Raw genomic sequence first — 17331 nt, 5'->3', positions numbered from 1 at the left:
TATGGAGTTCGACAACCTTCACCAGATTCTCCGCTCGCTCTACGAGCAGATGATGCCGCTGTGCGCTGACATGGCGGGCGTGGCGAAAGGCATCGCCGGGCTGGGCGCGCTCTTCTATGTCGCCTACCGGGTATGGCAGTCGTTGGCGAGAGCCGAACCGATAGACGTCTTCCCGATGCTCCGTCCCTTTGCCGTCGGTCTGTGCATCATGTTCTTCCCTACGGTGGTGCTCGGCACGATAAACAGTGTCCTCTCGCCCGTCGTGCAGGGTACGGCGAAACTGCTCGAAACGCAGACTTTGGACATGAACAAGTACCGGGAGCAGAAGGACAGGCTGGAATACGAGGCGATGGTGCGCAATCCCGAAACCGCCTACCTCGTGTCCAACGAGGAGTTTGACAAACAGTTGGAGGAATTGGGCTGGTCGCCCTCCGACATGGTGACGATGGCGGGGATGTATATCGACCGGGGGATGTACAAGATGAAGAAGGGCATCCGCGATTTCTTCCGCGAGATACTGGAACTGATGTTCCAAGCCGCCGCCCTCGTGATAGACACCATCCGCACGTTCTTCCTCGTGGTGCTGGCGATACTCGGTCCGATAGCCTTCGCCATATCGGTGTGGGACGGCTTCCAAAGCACGCTCACGCAGTGGATATGCCGCTACATACAAGTCTATCTGTGGCTGCCCGTGTCGGACATATTCAGCACCATACTCGCCAAGATTCAGGTGTTGATGCTCCAGAGCGACATCGAGCGTATGCAGACCGACCCCAACTTCTCGCTGGATTCCAGCGACGGGGTGTATATCGTGTTCATGATTATCGGCATCATCGGCTACTTCACCATTCCGACGGTGGCGGGCTGGATCATCCAAGCCGGGGGCATGGGCGGCTACGGGCGCAACGTGAACCAGATGGCTGGACGCGCCGGAAGCATGGCGGGCAGCGTGGCGGGTGCTACCGCAGGCAACGCGGTGGGACGCATCGGCAAACTGCTGAAATAGAGGCATGAATTACAGGACAGGCATCCGCCTAAAAGTAACATACGTATGTCGCCTGTCATGACATACGTATGTAGCAGCCTATTACATACGTATGCAGCGGCTCATTACATACGTATGTGGCAACCTGTTACATACGTATGTGGCAGACGACCGCATACCAATCCTATTGTATAACGAATTAAGAACCGAAAAATAAAATCAGACAATGGAATTCAAGTCACTCAAAAACATCGAATCATCGTTCAGGCAGATACGCCTGTTCGGTATCGTCTTCCTCTCGCTGTGCGCCGTGATAACGGTATGGAGCGTGTGGAGTTCCTACCGCTTCGCGGAGCGGCAGCGTGAGAAGATCTATGTGCTGGACAACGGCAAGTCGCTGATGCTGGCACTCTCGCAGGACCTCTCGCAGAACCGTCCGGCGGAAGCGAGGGAGCATGTGCGCCGCTTCCACGAGCTGTTCTTCACGCTCTCGCCCGAAAAGAGCGCAATAGAACACAACGTGAAGCGTGCGTTGCTGCTGGCGGACAAGAGCGTGTATAACTACTATTCGGACTTCGCCGAGAAGGGGTACTACAACCGCATCATCGCCGGGAACATCAACCAAGTGCTGAAGGTGGACAGCGTGGTGTGCGACTTCAACGGCTATCCCTACCGTGCCGTGACCTACGCCACGCAGAAGATCATCCGTCAGAGCAACGTCACCGAGCGCAGCCTCGTGACCACGTGCCGGCTCTTGAACTCGTCCCGTTCGGACGACAACCCCAACGGTTTCACCATCGAGGGATTCACCATCATCGAGAACAAGGATTTACAAACCATCAAAAGGTAACAGGCATGAAAGGAATCGGAAAATCACTGTGGAGAGCCTATTGGAAACTCCACGACAAAAAGAAAATGCTGGTGGCAAGGCTCAAGGGCTATCTGGACGGCTTGCCGCCGAAGACACGCAGGCGCATTGTGCTGGCGATGCTCGCCGCATTCGCCGCGCTTGCCCTCTACACCTTCGGCAAAGCCGTCTATGACATCGGCAGGAATGACGGCAGCCGGATGGAGATAGACCATGCCGGACAGGTGGAACTGTCCGTGAAGCCGGATAACAATCACAATGTAATACCTTATTTATATGGAACAGACGAAGAATGAACCCAAGAACGAAAACAAGGCGGCTCCCGGCAACGACAAGCCGAAAAAGGAGCGCAAGCCGCTGAGCGAAGCACAACGGCTGAAACGCCAGAAAATGATAGTGCTTCCCGCTATGGTGCTGGTATTCATCGGGGCGATGTGGCTGATATTCGCCCCGTCCTCCGGCAAGGAGCAGGAGCCGGGAACAGGCGGCTACAACATCGAGATGCCCGACGCGGACAAGGAGAACCGCCGGATTATCGGGGACAAGGCGAAAGCCTACGAGCAGGGGGCAATGGAGGAACGGCAGGAGAACCGCAGCCGCGCCATGCAGCAGTTGGGCGACCTGTTCGACCGCGAAACGGCGGAAGCGGACAATGGCGGCGACTTCGACCTTGCCAATCCCGGCGGAACGGAAGAGGCGGTGAAGCCCGCACCGAAGACCATCCAATCCTCGGCAGCCGCCTACCGTGACCTCAATGCCACGCTCGGCAACTTCTACGAGCAGCCGAAGAACGACAATGCGGAGATGGACGAACTGCTGGAACGCATCGCCACGCTCGAATCCGAACTGGAAAGCGGAAAAGAGAGAAGCTCCACGATGGACGAGCAGGTGGCACTCATGGAAAAATCCTACGAGCTGGCGGCGAAGTACATGGGTGGTCAGAACGGCACGCAGGCGGCAGCGGGACAGACCGCAGAGCCGTCCCCGTCCCCCGTGCAGAAAGCCGGAAAGAACACGGCAAAACCCGTAAGGCAGGTGGCGCATCAGGTGGTGTCCTCGCTCGGACAGCCCATGAGCAATTCCGAATTTGTCGCTTCCTTCTCGCAGGAACGCAACCGCAGTTTCAACACGGCGGTGGGTGTCACGACCGTATCGGACAGGAACACCATACCGGCATGCGTCTATGGGGCGCAGAGCGTTACGGACGGGCAGGCGGTCAGGTTACGGCTGCTGGAGCCGATGGCAGTAGCAGACCGGATCATTCCTCGTAATGCGGTGGTGGTCGGTGCAGCCAAGATTCAGGGCGAACGGCTCGCCATCGAAATCACCTCTCTGGAACACGACGGTACGGTTATCCCGGTGGAGTTGGAGGTCTATGACACGGACGGACAGCCCGGCATATTCATCCCCAACTCGATGGAGATTAACGCCGTCAGGGAGGTTGCCGCCAACATGGGCGGCTCGCTCGGCAGCAGCATCAACATCTCCACCAATGCTGGTGCGCAGCTCGCCTCCGACTTGGGCAAGGGGCTGATACAAGGTACGAGCCAGTATATAGCCAAGAAGATGCGCACCGTCAAAGTGCATCTGAAAGCCGGGTACAGGGTCATGCTCTATCAGGAGAAGGACTGATGTATAATCATAAGAAATCCAATCAATAACAACAACCCACTAAATTCAAAGTAAAATGAGAAAAGTAATCATGATGTTTGCCCTTGCTATGGGCATCGCAACTGCCAACGCGCAGGAAAACGTGACCGTTGAAACGACCAACGGAAGTGAAGAACTGACCTTGACAAAGGAGGTCTATCCGCAGAAGGAGGCGGACGGCGACCTGTATCACGGTCTGACGAGAAAGCTGGGCTTTGACCGCATGGTTCCCCCGCACGGCTTGGAAGTGACCTACGACAAGACCGTGCATGTCATCTTCCCGGCGGAGGTGCGCTATGTCGATTTAGGCTCGCCCGACCTGATAGCGGGCAAAGCCGACGGTGCGGAGAACGTCATCCGTGTGAAGGCTACCGTGAGGAACTTCCCGAACGAAACCAACATGTCCGTAATCACGGAGGACGGGAGTTTCTACACCTTCAACGTGAAGTACGCCGCCGAACCGCTGCTGCTCAACGTGGAGATGTGCGACTTCATCCATGACGGCGAGGCGGTGAACCGTCCGAACAACGCGCAGGAAATCTACCTGAAAGAATTAGGCAGTGAAAGTCCCATGCTGGTGCGCCTTATCATGAAGTCCATCCACAAGCAGGACAAGCGTGAGGTGAAGCATATCGGCTGCAAGCGTTTCGGCATCCAGTACCTTCTGAAAGGCATCTACACGCACAACGGGCTTCTGTATTTCCACACGGAAATCAGGAACCAGAGCAACGTGCCTTTCGATGTGGACTACATCACGTGGAAAATCGTGGACAAAAAAGTGGCGAAGCGTACCGCCGTGCAGGAGCGTATCATCCTGCCGCTCCGCGCGCAGAACTACACCACGCTCGTGCCGGGCAAAAAAAGCGAGCGCACGGTCTTCACGATGGCGAAGTTCACCATCCCAGACGGCAAGTGCCTCGTGGTGGAACTCAACGAGAAAAACGGGGGACGTCACCAGTCCTTCGTGATCGAGAATGAGGACTTGGTGCGTGCCAATACCATCAACGAACTTCAAGTGCGCTGACCATGAGAAAGTACATCGCAATAATCATAGCGTCGCTTGCCCTGTTCACGGGGCAGGCGCACGCCCAGCGATGCCTGCCGAAGATGCAGGGCATCGAGGTCAGGGCGAACATGGCGGACGGTTTCAATCCCGGCGGCAACGACGGCGGGTATAGCTTCGGGGCGGCTCTTTCCACCTACACGAAAAAAGGGAACAAATGGGTGTTCGGCAGTGAATACCTATTGAAGAACAACCCTTACAAGGACGGGAAGATACCCGTGGCACAGTTCACGGCGGAGGGCGGATACTACTTCAAGATACTCTCCGATGCCCGTAAAATCGTGTTCGTCTATGCAGGTGCTTCGGCTCTTGCCGGATATGAATCGGTGAACTGGGGCGAAAAGGTACTGCATGACGGCTCCACGCTCCATGAACGGGACGCCTTTATCTATGGCGGTGCGCTGACGCTCGATGTGGAGTTTTACGTGGCTGACCGTATCGCCCTGCTCGCCAACCTCCGGGAGCGTTGCCTGTGGGGTGGCGACACGAGGAAGTTTCATACGCAATGGGGCGTGGGCATCAAGTTCATCATTAACTGACGCACCGCATGGAACGAACGGAAATTGAAGCCATGAGGCAAATATCCCTTGCAGACTTCCTCGCACGGCGGGGACATGAACCTGTCCGAAGAAGCGGCAACGAGTTGTGGTATTGTGCGCCATACCGCAATGAGCGCACGCCCTCTTTCCGTGTGAACGTGGCAAAAGAGCTCTGGTACGACTTCGGTCTGGGCAAGGGCGGCGACATCTTCACGCTTGCCGGGGAGTTTGTCCGAAGCGAGGATTTCATGGAACAAGTGAAGTTCATAGCGGAAACCGCCAATATGCCTATGCCTGTTCCAGAAGTGAGCAAAACGACTTTCCTGCCTAAACGGTCAGAACCTGCCTTTGAGGGTGTGGAAACCGCTCCACTGCTTCATTCTCCACTGACGGACTATCTGGCGGAACGGGGCATTCCTTACGGCATTGCATCCCTGTATTGCTGCCGACTGAATTACGGAGTGCGTGGCAAGCGATATTTCGCCGTCGGTTTTCCGAATGTGGCGGGTGGCTATGAGATCCGCAGCCGTTTCTTCAAGGGATGCGTGCCGCCGAAAGACGTGTCGCTGGTCAAGACGGAAGGCTCTCCGTCTGACGTGTGCAGCGTATTTGAAGGATTCATGGACTTTCTTTCCGCCGTCACGCTCGGATTGGAAACGGGTGGTTGCCTTGTGCTGAACTCCGTTTCCAACGTGGAAAAGGCTATGAGGTATCTGGACGGTTACGGGCGCATAGACTGTTACCTCGACCGTGACGAAGCCGGACGGCGCACGTTGGAAATGCTGAAAGGACACTACGAGGAACGTGTCTGCGACCGTTCCGCCCTCTATGATGGTTGCAAGGACTTGAACGACTATCTGCAACTGACAACGAAAAAAGAACAATAACTTAAAAATCAAAAGACAATGAACATACTGAACAACAAGAACAAGAGAACATCAATCTTCAAGGCGTTGGCACTCTGCCTTTTCGCCGCCGTGTCGCTCACCGCCGTATCGTGTGACGACGACATGGACATCCAGCAATCCTATCCCTTCACGGTGGAAACCATGCCCGTGCCGAACAAGGTAAGCAATGGGCAGACGGTGGAAATCCGCTGTGAGCTGAAAAGGACGGGCGATTACGCCAACACGCTCTACACCATCCGGTATTTCCAGTTCGAGGGGGAAGGCACGCTGAAGATGGCGGGCGGCATTACTTTCCTGCCCAACGACCGCTACCTGCTCGAAAACGAGAAGTTCCGGCTGTACTATACGGCAGAGGGCGACGAGGCGCACAACTTCATCGTGGTGGTGGAGGACAACTTCAAAAATTCCTACGAATTGGAATTTGACTTCAACAACCGAAACGTGAAGGATGACATTCAGACCGTCATCCCCATAGGCAATTACAAACCTCTGCCAAGATGATGCGTGTGTTCATGGCTATCCTCTGTTCGCTTCTGGCGGTCTGCTCCGTGTCCGCACGGGACAGCCGTCAGAAGGGGACGGACGGGCAGGCGGCAATCTACCGCCTGCCGCCTTTCGAGCGGGCGGTTCGCTGTACGAAGTATTTTGAGGGCTGGCACTCGGAGAAACACCACCCCTACGTGGGCTGGGGTCATCAGGTGCAGCCGGGGGAAAGGTATTCGGCACGCACCATGACGAAGCGGCAGGCGGACGCGCTCCTGCGGAAAGACTTGCGGAAGTTCTGCGCCATGTTCCGCAAGTTCGGGCGTGACAGTCTGCTCCTTGCCACGCTCGCATACAATGTCGGTCCATACCGGCTTTTGGGGAGCGGGAAGATACCCAAAAGCACGCTGATCCGAAAATTGGAGGCGGGCGACAGGAACATTTACCGGGAATATATCGCTTTCTGCAACTACAAGGGGAAACGGCACGCCATGCTGCTCAAACGGAGAAAAGCGGAGTTTGCGCTGCTGTACGAGCCTTAAAAGAACTGATAAATAATAGTTAGGCGTGCCATTTTGTCATTTGGCACGCTTTTTGCGTTTTTTTTGTAATAAAAGCGAAAAAATATGGATTATTCCCAAAAACTTAGACAAATAAATAATCGATACAATCCAGACTCGTCAATGCTCGTAGAGCAAAGAATGTTCAGTGGAGAGTCTGTATATGATAAAGATGTGGCAAGGTATGTATTGCGTGCCATGAAATCCGTTGATGAAGAATACACAAAACGAACCAAAGCCGCAGGGGAGGTCGTTAAACAGCATCTGAGAGAATCTCTAACGAATGTATCGTATGAATACCAAGGCTCTGTTATGACAGATACACACATAAGGGGAGCCAGTGATATAGACTTGCTTGTACTATGTGAGAAATTTGTCGGAACAGACATTTTTAAGGTAAGACAAGAATTAGCGAAAACATGGAAATATAATGACCGCCAAATTGGCAGATTATGTCAGTTCGATAACTCATTTTCTCAATATGAGGGGAATAGTTCTCAGGATATGGCATCTTTGCGGACTCAAATTGAAAAGACAATGTCACGTACATATACTATATGTGACATATCAAAGCCCAAGGCGGTAAAAATTACTAATCAAAATCTTCATCGAGACGTAGATATTGTAACATCATCTTGGTTCCAATCATTGGATTATGTATTGGATGGAATGCCAGAGGATAAACGTGGTATAAAAATATATAATAAAAGCACCGGACTTTCCGAAGGACCGGATTATCCGTTTCTAAGCATATCAAGAATAAATCAAAGAAGTGCAGATACAAATGGACGGTTGAAAAGAATGATTAGATTCCTTAAAAATGTTCGTACAGATTCTGAGAAAGATATCCCACTTACAAGTTTTGAAATCAATGCTATCTGCTACTCAATACCAGTACAAGATTACGTACAAAAAGAATACAAGGATTTGGTTTATATCTTGTGGCATACGATGTTCCATTTATGGAATGACGGCAAGCAAGATGACCTGAAGTCAGTGGTTGGAAACGAATATGTTTTTAAAGATAAGCCAGAAAAACTTGCGGCATTAAAAGTATTGGAAGACGAAGTTTATAAAATAAATAAGGATTTAGGTAATATATGAAACCAAGAATATTTATCGGCTCATCAAGCGAAGGTCTTGACGTTGCCAAACGAATCAAGGACTTTTTCAAGGAGGATTACGATTGTTATCTTTGGACAGATAATATCTTTAAGAACAATGAATCTTTTCTAGAAACATTGGTCAAATCTGCCAGCTTATTTGATTTCGGCTTTATGGTATTTTCAGCTGATGACGAACTTATTGTCAGAGATACACATTTTGAATCAGCCCGTGATAATGTTTTATTTGAATATGGTCTTTTCCTTGGTCGGGTAGGATTAGATCGAGCTTTTATTATTGCTCAACAAGAAGCAAAAATACCTACCGATTTGTTAGGCATAACGGCTACGCGGTATGAAGTGAAAATTGGTGCAGACGGGAAGAAAGTCGCCACAGATTCATTGGAAAAAGGTTTAGCTAAATTAAAAAAACAAATTGATGAAAACATCAATCTCGGTCATTTAGGGCTATTGCCATCAACTGTTTTGGCAATTTCCTATTTTGAGGGATTTGTTAAACTTGCGGCCGAATGGCTTGCAGAAAACACGCCAGGATTGGAAATTGATGGCACTATATATGACAAGGGTATCTTAAAAATTGTAATGCCGGATTCTCTTGACGCAGATATAAAAAAGAGTGCGATGTTGTATTACAAGAAATTGGGGTTAAAAGAGACTAAGATTGACACAAAACAAAGAAGTTACCCTATTCATTTTGCGACAAAAGATGGTGACGATTCTTTAGAAATCTATGACATGCCAACTATTTTGACAGGCATAGATAAGGCAATTGATATGTATTTCCGTGTAGGACATATAGGGAAAAAGATAGAACAAGAACTTGCGGAAGAGAATGAGATGAATAATTTTCGGAGGGTCTTACAACTTTTAATCAACGAGGATGCCTTTTGTCGAGAATGTGTTATAATTATATGATTTACAAATCCGATAAAGTTGTGGCTTCATCGGATTTTCCGCTTTCATACATTCGGGATTATTCCTTTGCCGACAACTTCACCATCCCTGCAATGCTCAATGGTGCTGGGCGAAAATCCCATGTCCCCGATTGCGATATGCCGGATATACTCCACATATTCCAGACCTTGAAAATTCCTGCCCGTGAGGTTTCTGAAAAATCATCTTTATGCTTGTTCCGTCATTGCTGTGCAAGATGATTTTTCCGTTCTGTCTGATTGTTTCCATAATTAAAACTTGTTTTTGTGAATGCTATCGTAGATTGGCACAAAGGTTTCTTTGCTACTTTCTTTATCCGCCATCATGCTCACTGAAAGAAAGTAGGCGGCTTTCGCCGCCCACCTCTCAAAAATGGGTGTAAAGTCCTGTCACTATCGTGAAGATGTCCTCCAGCATATCGCAATATATTCCCTCGTGCGTTTCAATGTCCTTCGTCTTACACTCGAATGTCTTTTTGCTGAACGTCCTGCGGTAGAAGCGCATATTGTAGAGGTCTGCCCCTGCATCATAGATGATGTCAAGGCGGTTGGCACTCGTCTTGTTCCTCGCAAGGCTCATGCGTAAGCCGTTGCCCATGTCTATGAAGTCTTTGCTTCCCGTCATGGCGGCAAAGCGTCTGCCACCTATCTGCTCCAAAATTGTCTTTGCTATCATATTCATTCTTCTTTGGGTGTTATGTTTAGGCGGTGCGGACACCGCCTAAACGCTCAACATTCTGTTTTCTCGGCTATTGGTGTGTTACGTTCCAACCATGTTTGCACACACTCCATATTGTACTCGCTCGTTATGACTGCCGTGTGGCTGTCAATGGCGGTGAAACGGCTGCTTTCATAGTCCTCTATCCATCCTTTAAGCGTATCCACTCCCCACGCTTCAGAATCGTCAAAGATGCCGTCCAATTCCGCGATAGGTTTGCTGAACTTTACTATCAGCGTTTGGTAGCCTGCTGCGTTCATCGTTTGTTCTCCTTTCTTTTCTTTGCCGTCAGCCACTTGTCCCGTGCGGTTCGGCACTCGTCCAACGTGGGTTTCACACAAGAGAATAATTCCCCGTCCGTGTGGCGGTAGTCGTATTGCACAAGTGTCCGCTTGCGTCTGCCGATACCCGTTTGGAACTTCTCGTATTTCTCTGTCCCTGCTTTCGTGCAGGTGCTTACTCCGTTGATGGTCATTCGTGTTGCCATAATCGTTGCTTTTGATGGTTAGAAATGTACTGACAAAACTCTGTTCTGCATCACCATTTCGGGATTGCTCGTGTAGCGTTGGTGCAGGTAGAAATGGTGTGAGCCGAAGCCGTAAAGGAAGAACTTGTCAAGTTCGTGCTTCTCGGCAAAGTCCTTTACGCTTGCCCTTAACTGCTCCTCACTCTGACAAAAAGTGAGAAGGTTCATAAATTCAAGGAACATCGTGGGGATTTTATCGTCCCACAAGCAAACCATACTTTCAAATCTTACTTCCATATTATTCTGTATTATAGGTTGATATTATGCTGCGTTCATCCGCTGACGGATAAGTCCGGCATTGTCCTCCACAAGTCGGATGATGCGGTCGTGGTACTCGGTGTTGGAATTACATACCCCTCTGCTCTGTACTACTTTCAGCGTTTTCAAACTGACTTCTATCGTTTCAATCCGTTTGCCGTCAATGGTGGCGGATAGGATAAGGGAGTTTGCCTTGTTGTGATAACCGCCCACACAATGGTGCATTATCCGTCCTTCCTCCGCCATTTCCTCCACGCTCTCTATAACCTTGATGCAGATAAGGCTGTCAGAGAACACAAGTCCGAAGAAGATGCCTTTGGCTTTCAGATAGTTCTTCTCGTCCTCAATCGCCTTTCGCCGTTGCTGTTCCGTCCGTTCACGCTCCCTTTGCAGGTTGCGTTTTCTCACCAACTTGTCGTGTTCCGCTTTGAGGTCGGCAGGGCAGACGTACTTCGGGCTGTTCGTGTCCTTGCCGAAATGACGCAGGAGGTCTATGGTGTCGCACCATACGGAGCCGTCCGAAATGGTGTAACCGTTACGGATGCAAATCTTGACGGATGCCCAATACCGTCCCATGTCAAAGGAACTGCGGATATAGTGGCGCAACATGGCGTATTGCCCTGCCTTCAAGAGCGTTTCGGCTCGGCTGTCGGAAAGGATAGCCGTGAAAAGGTCATACGACAGTGTGTTGTGATAGTCCCCCTTGAAGCCGTTGCGTTTCAGTTCGGGGATGAAACGCTGTCGGGGATAGGTACACATAGGTGCTATATCGTATGCGTGAAGCCTGTTGTTCTTGCGCACTTCCATGTCGCTGTATTCAGACCATTGGTCATAATACAACATTAACATACCACGCAGTCGGGCAACGGTCGTTGTCTTCCCATTGGGTGAAATCCATCTCTGCACCACTTCATAGATGGAATACTCGGCTGCTTGCCCTGCCTTGTATCGGGACTTGACGAAGAAGAAGCGTATCACTTGGTACTGCTTGCTGGTGGTGACAATGGAGAAGTATTCATTCTCGCTGAAAACGCTCTTTCGGGTGCGCAACGCTTCCAACTGCATACCGCAATGGGGGCAGGTGCATCCGCAAAGGGTGTCCGCAAGGTCGTGGTCACTCTTCCACGAATGTCCGCACTCGGTACAGGTGTTCGTGCCGTCCGCTCTCTTGATTGCGTAGTGCTTGAAGCAATGACGGAAAGCGTATGCCTTTTGCGTGGCGGTCAATCTCGGTAGTCGCTTGCTCAGATGTGCGACTTCCTGCTGTATGTGTGTTCTCGGTTTCATAAGCCTAAATCAAATAATGAGGGTTGTTGTATGGGTTGGATGGTCACTTTGGTGGCGGTTCTCGGCTTGTGGCGGTTCTGCAACTTGCGGACTTCCTCGTCTTGGTATTGTCGGATAGCGTTCTGCCGTGCTTCCGCCTTTTCCTCTGCGGTGAGTTCCACCACATGGTTCACGGCTACTTGGCATTGGATAGACTTGCCCACCTCTATTTCGTTCTCGTCATAGTAGTGTACGGCTTGTCCGTATATCTCCCCGTCCGTGAAGCCGTTGCAACCGCTTTTCTGCACATAGTTCAGAATGTAGGTCACGCAGTCGTCTATGTTCTTGGCTGGGTTGCGGTAGCTCTTGGCGAAAAGTGTATCTTCATCCGCACGTTGCTCCAAATACATCTGTATCGTTCTCTTGAAATGGTCTGTTCCTTTCATAATCGCTATATCTTTGAGGGGTTATCGTTCAAATAAAGTATGTCGCAGTCCTCCACTTCGGCAGGAAGTCCGAAAAGCGGATAGCGTGAAAAATAAGGGTGTGCGTTTCCTTCCTCGTCCGTAACGGGTGAAACGATTTGTACCTGCCAATCATTTACCCATCGGTCTATCATACGGATTTCATCGTCCGTCAGTCCCGTTGCGTCCCCGTTGATGAGATAGCACAAACTCCACGTGGGTATCTCTTCCGTTGTCTTATTCATGTCGGTAGGGATTAAAGGGTGAATAACCAAAGGATGAAGCCGAAGAAGGCGATTGTGGAAAGGATAGCCACGATTATGCCTATCGCCACTCGGAACACTCCGTTTATTATCTCTCTTACGATACCCCAAAGGATACCTAACACCCAAAGGGCGGTGCGCACGATTAGGGTGCATATCGCAAGCCCCATGTATTGCGCCATTTGTCTGAAGTCTGCCGTTGCTGTCATAGCCGTATCATTTGTTAAGTTCCACGATGCTGTCAATCCTGCCGTAAAGGAAATTGCGGAGTGCGGTCTTGTCGGTAGCCTTGTATTCCGCCCAATGCCCATACTGCTTTACGATGAAGGTTCTGAGAATGTCGGAGAAGTCAAACATCCAGCCTTGCAAGGGGACTGCGCTCTTGAAATAGGTGTTGCTGTTCACTTCTTCGGTGAGCCAATCCTTTTCCTCTCGGTTCATCTGCCCTCCGTTGTTCAGTTTCTCACGCAGGATGTAAACCTTACTGCCTTTCAGTGCGTCCAATGTCGGCACTTCCCAAGCCACGAATTTTGTTGCTATTGCTGTTCCCATATCCATTTTGTTTTTGATTTTTATTTTTAATGCGGATTCAAGAGCTGAGGGAGTTGAGTTTCAAACTATCTTATCTGCCTCTCGTTTATCCGACATTTTTTTTATGCGTCTTTCTGTCGCATCGGTCGTTTTCGTTTCGGGTGCTTAAAAAGGTAGGGATTAGGGAATGCAAGGTTTTTCGGGAAAAATACTACCCGCAGGGCTGGAGATTTTTCCCGAAAACAGGAGGCTTGACCTTGCTTTCCCGTCAAATCCCGGAGTTACCTTTGCGCCCAGAACGGAAATGACTGCCTGATGCGGCCCACTGAAAGGCGCGAAAATGGAGGTAAACGGAAGTAGAGGCAGATTAGACAGAATACTTCAAAAGAGAAATCCGTAAAAAAAGGAAGTCCCCAACAAGAAAAGGACATAGCCGGTAGCGTGAAACCGGGCAAACCACCTGCAAGGAAGTATGGTTTTATCTGTCCGGCCGGACGTGTCGGGGCGGGCAGATAAAATCATTCTTCCCGGTTTGCCTGCTGTGGGTGACGGCTTGTTCCATTTATGGACAAGCCGTCATACACGGCTTTCCGCTTCCGGCTCAAAGGAACAGCGAAAAAGAAAAATCATCTGAAAAACCGTAAAAGCTCCTCTTTGGCATAAGCATAAAAGAAATGGGCCTTGCCTCATGAGTCTAAACTGTTGCTTAGGCGTGAGGCAAAGCCCTTTTCTCCGCTTATGCGATAGTCGGCACACGTTCGTTCAAAATCCTTTTGTACGATGGTGTGCCGACGAATAAAGCCGCTTTTACGGAAAACTTGTATGAGATAGAAAAAAATCAGGGAGATTCATATCAAAATCTCCCGTTTTATTGTTACTTTTGCATACGAAGAGTTCTTTGAAGGTTACGCAACGCGCAGACGAATAATGCAGCAGATAACTAACTAAATCGTAACCTATTACTATCATAAGCGATTAACATACGCTCTTTTCCAATAAAATACACTCTTTTCGTAACTTCTCCTGTGCAAATTTACATGAAAACATTGAGATTTCCGCACCGGCAGGATAAAGAAATGCTTTTTCTTTAGGGGAAAGAATGTTATTTGTTTCTATGCGGCAGAGTTATTTCATGGTTCTGTAGGATTTTGTGTACCTTTGTATAAGATAAGCTGCGCCTCTGCAATTGGATCATGCTTCATTGCGTTCGGCTTGCGTTATATATGCGTATAATCCGCATCTGGGAGGTTTTTGTACTTTTATCTTATAACGGAATTTATGGAAAAGTCGGTTATATATCCTTTTTCCCATCCTCTTTATGTGATGGTGAAGCCGGTAGGTGCAATGTGTAACCTTGCGTGCCGCTATTGTTATTATCTTGAGAAGAAAGGACTGTATGAAGAACGTCGTACGGTGATGTCCGAGCATGTGCTTGAGAATTTCATCCGCCAGTATATCGGTGCCCAGACTCAGCGTGAGGTTCTTTTTGTTTGGCATGGCGGTGAGCCGCTGATGCTTCCGGTTTCGTTTTATGAGAATGCCCTGCGGTTGCAGCGCAAGTATGCCGGTGGTCATGTGATAGACAACTGTATACAGACCAACGGTACACTCTTGACTGATGAGTGGTGCCGTTTTCTTTCCGCCAACGGGTTTCTTGTCGGTGTGTCAATCGACGGCAACGGTCAGATGCACGATATGTATAGGCGTACTGTGGGCGGCAGCGGTACGTTTTCTGAGGTCATGAGGGGTATCGACATGCTTGTGAGGCATGGCGTGGAGTGGAATGCCATGTCCACGGTGAACAGCTATAACGTTGGCCGGCCTGTAGAGCTATACCGTTTTTTTAGGGATATCGGCTGCCGTTATATTCAGTTCACACCGGTGGTTGAGCGCACATGTGGCGGACGTCTTGGTTTACCGGATGCCGACGGAAGTGATTTCCGGCTGACTGATACTTCGGTTAGCCCGGAAGAGTGGGGAGTGTTTCTGTGTGAGATCTTTGACGAATGGGTGAGGAATGATGTAGGAGAGTATTTTGTACAGCTCTTTGATGCCACTCTGGCCAATTGGGCCGGTGTGGAGCCGGGAGTGTGTTCGCTTTCCGCCACTTGCGGAAATGCTCTTGCCATGGAGTATAACGGTGACTTGTTTTCATGCGACCATTTTGTGTTTCCTGAATACTTGTTGGGAAACATAGGTAGAGGTAGCCTTATAGATATGGGATACGGAGAGGCTCAGAACAGGTTCAGGAGAATGAAGACGGATCTGCCGCAGCGGTGCAGGGAATGTGAGTGGAGGTTTTTGTGCAACGGTGAGTGTCCCAAGAACAGATTTGTGACAGACGTCAGCGGTGAGCGCGGTGTGAATTATCTGTGTGACGGGTATAGGAAGTTCTTTTCCCACTCGGCACCTTATATGAAGTTTATGTGTGATGAGCTTGCCGCGGGGCGCGCTCCGTCTAATGTGATGAGATTTTTTTCAAATAACCGATAAGCCGCAATTGCATACGGAAAGTGAATTTGTGATAATGACATTTGGAAAGAAAATGCAGGAGATTAATGCTTGATGTGTAATAAAAATTCACAGTGTGTGTTGGAGCTTTTTTATATGATTTTGTGGATTTTGTAATCGGTTGATATACAGTGTGTTAGCTACAGGTAAAAAGTTTGCCAAAATGAATGGCCTATTCTCTGTTGATGAATAGGCCATTCACGCTTGATGAACATGCCATTCATGCACGATGAATGGCATGTTCATCAACAGAGAAATTTACATATACTGCAAGATGTAAATAGATTTCAAAAAACATATACTCAGAGTGTTTTTATTGAAATCACAACTCCGTATCAGAATATGTTTCCATTTCCCCCGATGTTTTGGAGCCTGTTATCCCATCAGAAACGATTTGAAGGATGAGAAGCTCGTGTCCATGCTTGTTTTCTGTTTCTTTCCTTTCATGAATTCGGCAAGGCGTTCGGGTATTCCGACCTCACTGCCTATGGCTTTATCTACCGTGGATTTAAACTTCGCAGGATGCGCGGTTTCAAGAAATATGCCGTTCTCGTCATTATCCAGCATCTCGCTTAACGCACGGAAGCCGCATGCTCCGTGAGGATCGAGTATATATCCGTTTTCTGCATGACATTCAGCCATTGTCCGGCGTATCTGGCTGTCTGTGTATGCGGCCCCGCTTATCAGTCCGGCTATTTTGCCGTGGTCGCCTGCATACAGGTCGAGGATACGTGCGAAATTACTCGGATCGCCCACGTCCATGGCGTTGGCCACTGTCTGTATGCTTGGCCGTGGCATGTATTTGCCAGTCTTCAGATATTGGCAGAATACATCGTTGGCGTTGTTTGCCGCTATGAAACGTTTTATGGGGAGACCCATTTTGTGGGCGAACAGTCCGGCTGTGATGTTACCGAAATTTCCGCTTGGCACACATACTACGAGATTGTCGGCTGCGGATATTTCCTTCATTCTTGCATAGGCGTTGAAATAGTAGAAAGCCTGCGGCAGGAAGCGTGCAACGTTTATCGAGTTTGCAGAGGTCAGTTTCATACGGCTGTTCAGCTCTTTGTCAGTGAAGGCGCTCTTCACAAGTGCCTGACAGTCGTCGAATGTCCCGTCTATTTCTATTGCCGTGATGTTTCGGCCGAGGGTGGTGAACTGGCTTTCCTGTATGTCGCTGACTTTTCCTTTCGGATAGAGCACGTATACGTGTATTCCTTCGACACCGAGGAATCCGTTTGCCACTGCCGAGCCGGTGTCGCCGCTTGTGGCTACGAGGACGTTCACCTCATCATCGTTGCCGTCTTGTCTGATGAAGTATTGGAGGAGGCGCGCCATGAACCTTGCACCCACATCCTTGAATGCGAGGGTGGGGCCATGGAACAGTTCAAGACTGTATATATTGCCTGACACATGTTTTACGGGGCAGTCGAACTGCAGAGTGTCGGACACAATCCTGCACAGCTCGTCAGGAATGACGTCCTCACCGAAAAAAGCACCGGCAACCGTTGTGGCGATGTCGGTGAAGCTTTTGGTGTGTATTGTATTGAAAAACTCTTCGGGCAGTCTTTTTATATTCTCGGGCATGTAAAGTCCACGGTCGGAGGCGAGCCCTTTTACCACCGCTTCGCGCAGTGTGGCGAGCGGTGAGTTGTGGTTGGTGCTGTAATATCTCATTGGGG

General features: G+C 49.7%; 22 protein-coding genes and 1 pseudogene. 12 read left to right on the top strand and 11 right to left on the bottom strand.

Annotation, left to right across the window (positions count from 1 at the left end):
• Position 1 precedes the first annotated feature (1 nt).
• From traJ to cap12, 11 genes are all read left to right on the top strand, one after another.
• Complete coding sequence (traJ, locus tag HPS56_RS07885) at positions 2 to 1006, top strand: conjugative transposon protein TraJ (protein ID WP_172275615.1); 1005 nt, start codon at positions 2 to 4, stop codon at positions 1004 to 1006.
• A 205-nt stretch (positions 1007 to 1211) separates the two neighbouring features.
• The gene (gene traK / locus HPS56_RS07880) at positions 1212 to 1835 is read left to right on the top strand and encodes a conjugative transposon protein TraK (RefSeq protein ID WP_004308925.1); all 624 of its coding nucleotides are present in this window, start codon (positions 1212 to 1214) and stop codon (positions 1833 to 1835) included.
• A gap of 5 nt (positions 1836 to 1840) precedes the next feature.
• On the top strand, positions 1841 to 2149 hold the full coding sequence (locus HPS56_RS07875) for a TraL conjugative transposon family protein (RefSeq protein WP_172275614.1): 309 nt from the start codon (positions 1841 to 1843) through the stop codon (positions 2147 to 2149).
• Positions 2130 to 3485 (top strand): conjugative transposon protein TraM, encoded by a 1356-nt coding sequence (traM, locus tag HPS56_RS07870; protein ID WP_172275613.1) that lies wholly within the window; start codon positions 2130 to 2132, stop codon positions 3483 to 3485. The genes HPS56_RS07875 and traM overlap by 20 nt, the downstream gene beginning before the upstream one ends.
• A 55-nt stretch (positions 3486 to 3540) precedes the next feature.
• Positions 3541 to 4527 carry a conjugative transposon protein TraN gene (traN, locus tag HPS56_RS07865; RefSeq protein ID WP_172275612.1) on the top strand — a complete coding sequence of 329 codons (987 nt, stop codon included), beginning with the start codon at positions 3541 to 3543 and terminating at the stop codon, positions 4525 to 4527.
• Positions 4528 to 4529: 2 nt separating this feature from the next.
• Positions 4530 to 5105 (top strand): conjugal transfer protein TraO, encoded by a 576-nt coding sequence (locus HPS56_RS07860; protein WP_172275611.1) that lies wholly within the window; start codon positions 4530 to 4532, stop codon positions 5103 to 5105.
• Positions 5106 to 5113: 8 nt separating this feature from the next.
• Positions 5114 to 5992, top strand: coding sequence for a DUF8464 domain-containing protein (locus tag HPS56_RS07855; RefSeq protein WP_172275610.1), 879 nt, complete (start codon positions 5114 to 5116; stop codon positions 5990 to 5992).
• A gap of 18 nt (positions 5993 to 6010) precedes the next feature.
• Entirely contained in the window at positions 6011 to 6514 is a 504-nt protein-coding gene (locus HPS56_RS07850; protein ID WP_172275609.1) for a DUF3872 domain-containing protein, read from the top strand.
• On the top strand, positions 6511 to 7038 hold the full coding sequence (locus HPS56_RS07845) for a glycoside hydrolase family protein (RefSeq protein ID WP_172275608.1): 528 nt from the start codon (positions 6511 to 6513) through the stop codon (positions 7036 to 7038). Before HPS56_RS07850 ends, HPS56_RS07845 begins: the two co-directional genes overlap by 4 nt.
• An 84-nt stretch (positions 7039 to 7122) precedes the next feature.
• The gene (locus tag HPS56_RS07840; protein ID WP_172178756.1) at positions 7123 to 8160 is read left to right on the top strand and encodes a nucleotidyltransferase-like protein; all 1038 of its coding nucleotides are present in this window, start codon (positions 7123 to 7125) and stop codon (positions 8158 to 8160) included.
• The gene (gene cap12, locus HPS56_RS07835) at positions 8157 to 9095 is read left to right on the top strand and encodes a CBASS system CD-NTase-associated NAD(+) hydrolase Cap12 (protein WP_172178754.1); all 939 of its coding nucleotides are present in this window, start codon (positions 8157 to 8159) and stop codon (positions 9093 to 9095) included. The genes HPS56_RS07840 and cap12 overlap by 4 nt, the downstream gene beginning before the upstream one ends.
• A 44-nt stretch (positions 9096 to 9139) precedes the next feature.
• Here the strand turns inward: cap12 and HPS56_RS07830 are convergent.
• The 10 genes and pseudogenes from HPS56_RS07830 to HPS56_RS07785 form a co-directional block, all read right to left on the bottom strand.
• Positions 9140 to 9362, bottom strand: a pseudogene (locus HPS56_RS07830) (DUF7688 family protein).
• A 117-nt stretch (positions 9363 to 9479) separates the two neighbouring features.
• Complete coding sequence (locus HPS56_RS07825; protein ID WP_172178752.1) at positions 9480 to 9788, bottom strand: hypothetical protein; 309 nt, start codon at positions 9786 to 9788, stop codon at positions 9480 to 9482.
• Positions 9789 to 9841: 53 nt separating this feature from the next.
• The gene (locus HPS56_RS07820) at positions 9842 to 10090 is read right to left on the bottom strand and encodes a DUF6956 domain-containing protein (protein WP_216655777.1); all 249 of its coding nucleotides are present in this window, start codon (positions 10088 to 10090) and stop codon (positions 9842 to 9844) included.
• Positions 10087 to 10317 (bottom strand): DUF3873 domain-containing protein, encoded by a 231-nt coding sequence (locus tag HPS56_RS07815; RefSeq protein ID WP_172275606.1) that lies wholly within the window; start codon positions 10315 to 10317, stop codon positions 10087 to 10089. The genes HPS56_RS07820 and HPS56_RS07815 overlap by 4 nt, the downstream gene beginning before the upstream one ends.
• Positions 10318 to 10335: 18 nt before the next feature.
• Positions 10336 to 10593, bottom strand: coding sequence for a DUF8466 domain-containing protein (locus HPS56_RS07810; RefSeq protein WP_120139207.1), 258 nt, complete (start codon positions 10591 to 10593; stop codon positions 10336 to 10338).
• Positions 10594 to 10617: 24 nt separating this feature from the next.
• Positions 10618 to 11901 (bottom strand): PcfJ domain-containing protein, encoded by a 1284-nt coding sequence (locus tag HPS56_RS07805; RefSeq protein ID WP_172275605.1) that lies wholly within the window; start codon positions 11899 to 11901, stop codon positions 10618 to 10620.
• Positions 11898 to 12326: a PcfK-like family protein gene (locus HPS56_RS07800; protein WP_172275604.1), complete on the bottom strand. Its 429-nt coding sequence runs from the start codon at positions 12324 to 12326 to the stop codon at positions 11898 to 11900. Before HPS56_RS07800 ends, HPS56_RS07805 begins: the two co-directional genes overlap by 4 nt.
• Before the next feature lie 5 nt (positions 12327 to 12331).
• Complete coding sequence (locus HPS56_RS07795) at positions 12332 to 12589, bottom strand: DUF6926 domain-containing protein (protein WP_005867701.1); 258 nt, start codon at positions 12587 to 12589, stop codon at positions 12332 to 12334.
• An 11-nt stretch (positions 12590 to 12600) separates the two neighbouring features.
• On the bottom strand, positions 12601 to 12816 hold the full coding sequence (locus HPS56_RS07790; RefSeq protein WP_172275603.1) for a hypothetical protein: 216 nt from the start codon (positions 12814 to 12816) through the stop codon (positions 12601 to 12603).
• A 7-nt stretch (positions 12817 to 12823) separates the two neighbouring features.
• Positions 12824 to 13159, bottom strand: a complete 336-nt coding sequence (locus tag HPS56_RS07785; protein ID WP_172275602.1) for a molybdenum ABC transporter ATP-binding protein — start codon at positions 13157 to 13159, stop codon at positions 12824 to 12826.
• 1257 nt (positions 13160 to 14416) lie between these two features.
• Here HPS56_RS07785 and HPS56_RS07780 point away from each other — a divergent pair.
• Positions 14417 to 15631, top strand: coding sequence for an anaerobic sulfatase-maturation protein (locus HPS56_RS07780; protein WP_172275601.1), 1215 nt, complete (start codon positions 14417 to 14419; stop codon positions 15629 to 15631).
• A 393-nt stretch (positions 15632 to 16024) separates the two neighbouring features.
• On the opposite strand, the gene thrC is transcribed toward HPS56_RS07780, so the two are convergent.
• Entirely contained in the window at positions 16025 to 17326 is a 1302-nt protein-coding gene (gene thrC, locus HPS56_RS07775) for a threonine synthase (RefSeq protein WP_172275600.1), read from the bottom strand.
• Between the last annotated feature and the right edge of the window lie 5 nt (positions 17327 to 17331).

Origin of the sequence: Xylanibacter muris (assembly GCF_013166605.1) — a bacterium.
GTDB classification, from domain to species: Bacteria; Bacteroidota; Bacteroidia; order Bacteroidales; family Bacteroidaceae; genus Prevotella; species Prevotella muris.
This window is presented reverse-complemented; position numbering and strand designations above follow the sequence as displayed.

Excerpts from the sequence above, each read along its gene's own strand:
- HPS56_RS07815 (WP_172275606.1), bottom strand. The coding sequence starts at position 10,317 with ATGGCAACACGAATGACCATCAACGGAGTAAGCACCTGCACGAAAGCA.
- HPS56_RS07860 (WP_172275611.1), top strand. The coding sequence starts at position 4,530 with ATGAGAAAGTACATCGCAATAATCATAGCGTCGCTTGCCCTGTTCACG.
- traM (WP_172275613.1), top strand. The coding sequence starts at position 2,130 with ATGGAACAGACGAAGAATGAACCCAAGAACGAAAACAAGGCGGCTCCC.
- HPS56_RS07855 (WP_172275610.1), top strand. The coding sequence starts at position 5,114 with ATGGAACGAACGGAAATTGAAGCCATGAGGCAAATATCCCTTGCAGAC.
- HPS56_RS07785 (WP_172275602.1), bottom strand. The coding sequence starts at position 13,159 with ATGGGAACAGCAATAGCAACAAAATTCGTGGCTTGGGAAGTGCCGACA.
- traK (WP_004308925.1), top strand. The coding sequence starts at position 1,212 with ATGGAATTCAAGTCACTCAAAAACATCGAATCATCGTTCAGGCAGATA.
- traJ (WP_172275615.1), top strand. The coding sequence starts at position 2 with ATGGAGTTCGACAACCTTCACCAGATTCTCCGCTCGCTCTACGAGCAG.
- HPS56_RS07790 (WP_172275603.1), bottom strand. The coding sequence starts at position 12,816 with ATGACAGCAACGGCAGACTTCAGACAAATGGCGCAATACATGGGGCTT.
- HPS56_RS07805 (WP_172275605.1), bottom strand. The coding sequence starts at position 11,901 with ATGAAACCGAGAACACACATACAGCAGGAAGTCGCACATCTGAGCAAG.
- cap12 (WP_172178754.1), top strand. The coding sequence starts at position 8,157 with ATGAAACCAAGAATATTTATCGGCTCATCAAGCGAAGGTCTTGACGTT.
- HPS56_RS07875 (WP_172275614.1), top strand. The coding sequence starts at position 1,841 with ATGAAAGGAATCGGAAAATCACTGTGGAGAGCCTATTGGAAACTCCAC.
- HPS56_RS07810 (WP_120139207.1), bottom strand. The coding sequence starts at position 10,593 with ATGGAAGTAAGATTTGAAAGTATGGTTTGCTTGTGGGACGATAAAATC.
- HPS56_RS07795 (WP_005867701.1), bottom strand. The coding sequence starts at position 12,589 with ATGAATAAGACAACGGAAGAGATACCCACGTGGAGTTTGTGCTATCTC.
- HPS56_RS07780 (WP_172275601.1), top strand. The coding sequence starts at position 14,417 with ATGGAAAAGTCGGTTATATATCCTTTTTCCCATCCTCTTTATGTGATG.
- HPS56_RS07820 (WP_216655777.1), bottom strand. The coding sequence starts at position 10,090 with ATGAACGCAGCAGGCTACCAAACGCTGATAGTAAAGTTCAGCAAACCT.
- HPS56_RS07800 (WP_172275604.1), bottom strand. The coding sequence starts at position 12,326 with ATGAAAGGAACAGACCATTTCAAGAGAACGATACAGATGTATTTGGAG.
- thrC (WP_172275600.1), bottom strand. The coding sequence starts at position 17,326 with ATGAGATATTACAGCACCAACCACAACTCACCGCTCGCCACACTGCGC.
- HPS56_RS07845 (WP_172275608.1), top strand. The coding sequence starts at position 6,511 with ATGATGCGTGTGTTCATGGCTATCCTCTGTTCGCTTCTGGCGGTCTGC.
- HPS56_RS07825 (WP_172178752.1), bottom strand. The coding sequence starts at position 9,788 with ATGATAGCAAAGACAATTTTGGAGCAGATAGGTGGCAGACGCTTTGCC.
- traN (WP_172275612.1), top strand. The coding sequence starts at position 3,541 with ATGAGAAAAGTAATCATGATGTTTGCCCTTGCTATGGGCATCGCAACT.
- HPS56_RS07850 (WP_172275609.1), top strand. The coding sequence starts at position 6,011 with ATGAACATACTGAACAACAAGAACAAGAGAACATCAATCTTCAAGGCG.
- HPS56_RS07840 (WP_172178756.1), top strand. The coding sequence starts at position 7,123 with ATGGATTATTCCCAAAAACTTAGACAAATAAATAATCGATACAATCCA.